Source organism: Nostoc sp. UIC 10630 (assembly GCF_010747425.1).
Classification (GTDB): Bacteria; Cyanobacteriota; Cyanobacteriia; order Cyanobacteriales; family Nostocaceae; genus Nostoc.
In genome coordinates this window covers 1-3,741 of sequence record NZ_JAAGOG010000366.1, presented here as the reverse complement: position 1 = coordinate 3,741, position 3,741 = coordinate 1, and the positions used below count along the sequence as shown (strand labels likewise).

Here is a 3,741-nt window from a genome sequence, read left to right as displayed (position 1 = left end):
TTAATAAATCCTCAACATTTAAAAAACTGGTTTACTAATTGCTGTTACTGTACCTCATAACATCGGAAACTGCTGTAGCTGAGAACTTCCTTCAAGGGCTTGTTTTTGAGTTTCGGGGGAGTAACGAGTTTTTAACTCTCGCGTGATTAGAGTTAAAATATCTTCACTAGCTAAATTGACAACTATCTTTTTATCTGCGGGATTAAGGAAACTTCCAACATTCAGATTAATGTGTTTTTTAATTGGCATAGTTCTGTTAAATTATTTTAAGTTGAGGAGAGCATTCACAAATAAAACGAAAACTTTTCAGAAAAAACTACTATCTCATTAATTCTGACAACATTTGCTCAAGAATATCTTCCAGAATTGACTCGTCCGTGGAGCGCAAAGAAACTGGGCCATAAAGAAATTCTTGAATAGTGATTTTCTTTTCTTTAAAGCCTTTAACAAAATCCCGAATCCCAGAAACGACGTTAATTTGAGATTCGATTGTTTCTACAATCGCAGCCATAGGGTCAATGCCTTTTTTAGCAGCTTTTCGAGAATTGCAAACCATCGTTCCTTCTGGAGTATTTTTTGTCAAACGCAGTTCCTGTTTCAGTTTTTCATATTGAGCCAGGAGAATTTGATTGTGCTGTTCTAGAGTTCGGCATCTACGGGTTAAATCATCCTCGTTATTATTGTCAATAATTTTTAAGGGTTGTTGACTTCGTTCAATTTCAAGAAGTCTTGCTAAATCCCCCTCTTGGTAGGCTTTATTAATTTCTTTCATGATTTCTGTGTGAGACTTCTGTGTTTCACTGTCTCTGGCTTTATCAGGGTGAAAGATTTCAGCTAATTTTAGAAATGTTTGACGAATTTTTCTTTGGTCATCTGTTCTGACAAAAGAGGCATAGTCTACAGACTGTTGTCCTTGCCAAGATTGATGCTGTTGTTCACTAGTTTCCTTTGAAAAATCTGATTGAGAATCTTCATTGTCAAACGATTCGTCTAATGTAGCTAACTGTTGGCTGTTGGGTTTTAGACTGATGGCTCCAGTTACTTGTAGGTCACGGTAAACTGCTTGTATATCTTTGAGGGTTTGTTTACCGAACTTTCTAGTAGTAAAAATCTCCTCAAACAGAGCATGGATTTCCTGGTCTAACTCAGCCATTTTTCGGAAACTGGGAGTAGCTTTATTGAGAAATTCTGTGCCAAAAGAACGCATCTGTTCAACAAAGTTCTTCAGTTCTGTGCGCTTTCTCTTGATCTGTTTGAGTAGTGATTGATGTTCTTTTTCTAAAAATTCTAAGCGGATATGTAATTGAGACAGAGCCAGCGGAGTTACTTTAATTGATTGCGATAGGATTGTAGTTTTTCTAGGCATGAAATACGTATGTAAGTAGAAAGTTTAAAATCTAACTGTTGCATTACTTAGGGAATGCGAAAAAAGACACATCTTGGATTATACACCACGGACTCAAATGAAGTTTTTAATAGTTTTCTCGATCAAAGCATCTAAGTGTGAATTAAACAGCGGTTTTTTTATTCGATAACCTTTTAATCAATGTCAAGTATAGACGCTTCCTCCATCTTTAAGAGGATGTTTGAAAATCTCAAAATATCTATAGTTCGCTATTCTGAGCGTCACAAAGTAAAAGGAAGAATCCTAATTTTTCGTTGCTCTAGCTTGGGGACGTTACTTTTGATACAAAACCGGAGGAACTGACCTTTTAGCGATCCCTTTCTGTGCCCAACTTTCTCACGCCATCCATTTAGTCCACTGCGGCGCATAAATTTTTTCTCCGACTTACTTGCCTGGATTTGAGATGCACTTGATATTAAACTAACCTCTTTGAAAACCTTTGACTGGTTGTTTTTGTCCTTTATCTTTGGGTTTAGATTTATTCACTTCTGTAAGTGCTTCTTGAAATAAATTATGTAGATGTAAAGGAACACTAGCAATTTCTGGTAATTCTGGCTCGATAGGTTTACCATACTCTTGTAAAATTTTGTCTAAATCATTGCTCAAGCTAAACTCAGCACGTTGCAAGAAATCTTGCAAGACTTTTTCTAATTGAGTGGGATATTTTTGTGCTAACCGATGCCATGTATAAGCATTAATATTTTTATCTTTCAAGTAGTGACGAATTAGTTTTACTGCACCTTCAATACTTTGCCAATCATCAGCTAATAATATAGTTGTGAATTTAGTATATGTTGATAAAAACATCAATCCCCAACGGGGGTGAGAAATGGCTGTGACTTGTTCTGCTTTTATGAGTTCAGCAGGTAAACCTACTTTAGGTGCAACCATTTTTTGCTTGCTGTTTTTCCCATCGAGGATTTGAGAAACAGCGTTAGTATCAATCCCAAATTCTTTAGCAGCGACGATAATTTCTTCTGCACCCATACTAGCTTTTGCTACTATTTCATTCAAATATTTGGAACTATCAACTCCGGCGGCTTTCAGATATTTATCGGTGATAATTTCTCGGAATTCAGTTATTTTTTTATTGAGTTGGTATCCTGGTAATGTCACTTCATCAGTCCCAAAAAACTCAATAAACTGCTGATGATATTGCTCTACTGACTGCCATGCTTGTTCTAGCAAGTCTGGAGCATCGCTGTAAAGATGACTTTTATAATTATCTTTAAAATTTCCAATGGCGACGGCGAGTTTTGGCTTACCGAGTTTCCCCATAAATGTGTGAGAGCCAGAAAATATCCACTCATTATCAGTAAGAGGAAAAATGCGTGTTAGTAAAATATCTCCTGGCTTGAAACGAGATGTGGCTGGTTGTTTTTCAGGGCTGTTAGATTTGACAATGTAATTTTTTGCTGTCAGAACTATGTAACGTTTAGCTGTCAGCCAGTTCATGAGTTCTAAGCCATCAGGTAAAATCTGGGTGATAGTAAATAAACCAATAAAACTACGATGCCAGCTATTGAGTAAATTGCGATCGTTCTCTGACAAATCTGCATGACTGGCGATAAATAACTCTATAGGTGAGCGATCTCCAATTTTCCCTTCTGTAATAAACCTGTCAATGATTACTTGTTGTTGGGTGCCTTCGCCATTACCGCTTATCTGTGCAGCTGCATAAATTTCGAGTGCTTGTGCTAGTTCGCCGTCAGCATCTAGGACAAAATCAACTAAGGCTTGTTTGAGTGTGTGCGATCTCTCTACTATGGCATCCACAAGCGAATCTTTCTACTCAACAATTGTAGCCTATAGCGTTTTTGAGGATTATCGCATCTAGCAATAGCTAGATTTTTTTAGCCATAGGTTTTCTATTCTTGTCAGTCCAGTATGATGATTTAGCTGCTGCATTAATTGTGGGAGTTGGTGAAATAGATTTTGCGATGCCGAAGGCGGGCTAAATTGGATAGTAGTTTGGCACTCCTGCCAAGCATGGGTAGCAGAACTGGTCGGTTTCATTCGCAATCAGCAGGCATATTCTCAGCGAGAGTTAAGGGCTATGAAGCTTATACAGCAAGCACTTTAGTTTGCTTGTCGCCCCTTGAAGTACCATTCGTCAATCTGCCGAGGTATGATAGTATTTATGTACTATCAAAGTCTTAATTTTTTATCATTTCACGCGGTTCCTAGCCCTTTGGGGCGGCTTCGCCTACAGAGTTGGGCTTCGCGCTAATTACATTCCTCAATTCCTCAATGATTTATCAAAAGGAGCTAAAGCAATGGAGACAGCCAAAACACAGCAGGAGCCAACAATGAATACTGAGCCACAAAAGGAACAT

The 3,741-nt window shown here is 37.9% G+C and carries 4 protein-coding genes; all 4 read right to left on the bottom strand.

Features of this window, described 5'->3' with window-relative positions:
• Positions 1 to 54: 54 nt before the first annotated feature.
• Complete coding sequence (locus tag G1O98_RS37340) at positions 55 to 249, bottom strand: hypothetical protein (protein ID WP_163939382.1); 195 nt, start codon at positions 247 to 249, stop codon at positions 55 to 57.
• A 70-nt stretch (positions 250 to 319) separates the two neighbouring features.
• Positions 320 to 1,366, bottom strand: coding sequence for a J domain-containing protein (locus G1O98_RS37335; RefSeq protein WP_163939380.1), 1,047 nt, complete (start codon positions 1,364 to 1,366; stop codon positions 320 to 322).
• A gap of 459 nt (positions 1,367 to 1,825) precedes the next feature.
• Positions 1,826 to 3,181, bottom strand: coding sequence for a hypothetical protein (locus G1O98_RS37330; RefSeq protein ID WP_163939378.1), 1,356 nt, complete (start codon positions 3,179 to 3,181; stop codon positions 1,826 to 1,828).
• A 57-nt stretch (positions 3,182 to 3,238) separates the two neighbouring features.
• Positions 3,239 to 3,421, bottom strand: coding sequence for a hypothetical protein (locus G1O98_RS37325; protein WP_163939376.1), 183 nt, complete (start codon positions 3,419 to 3,421; stop codon positions 3,239 to 3,241).
• Between the last annotated feature and the right edge of the window lie 320 nt (positions 3,422 to 3,741).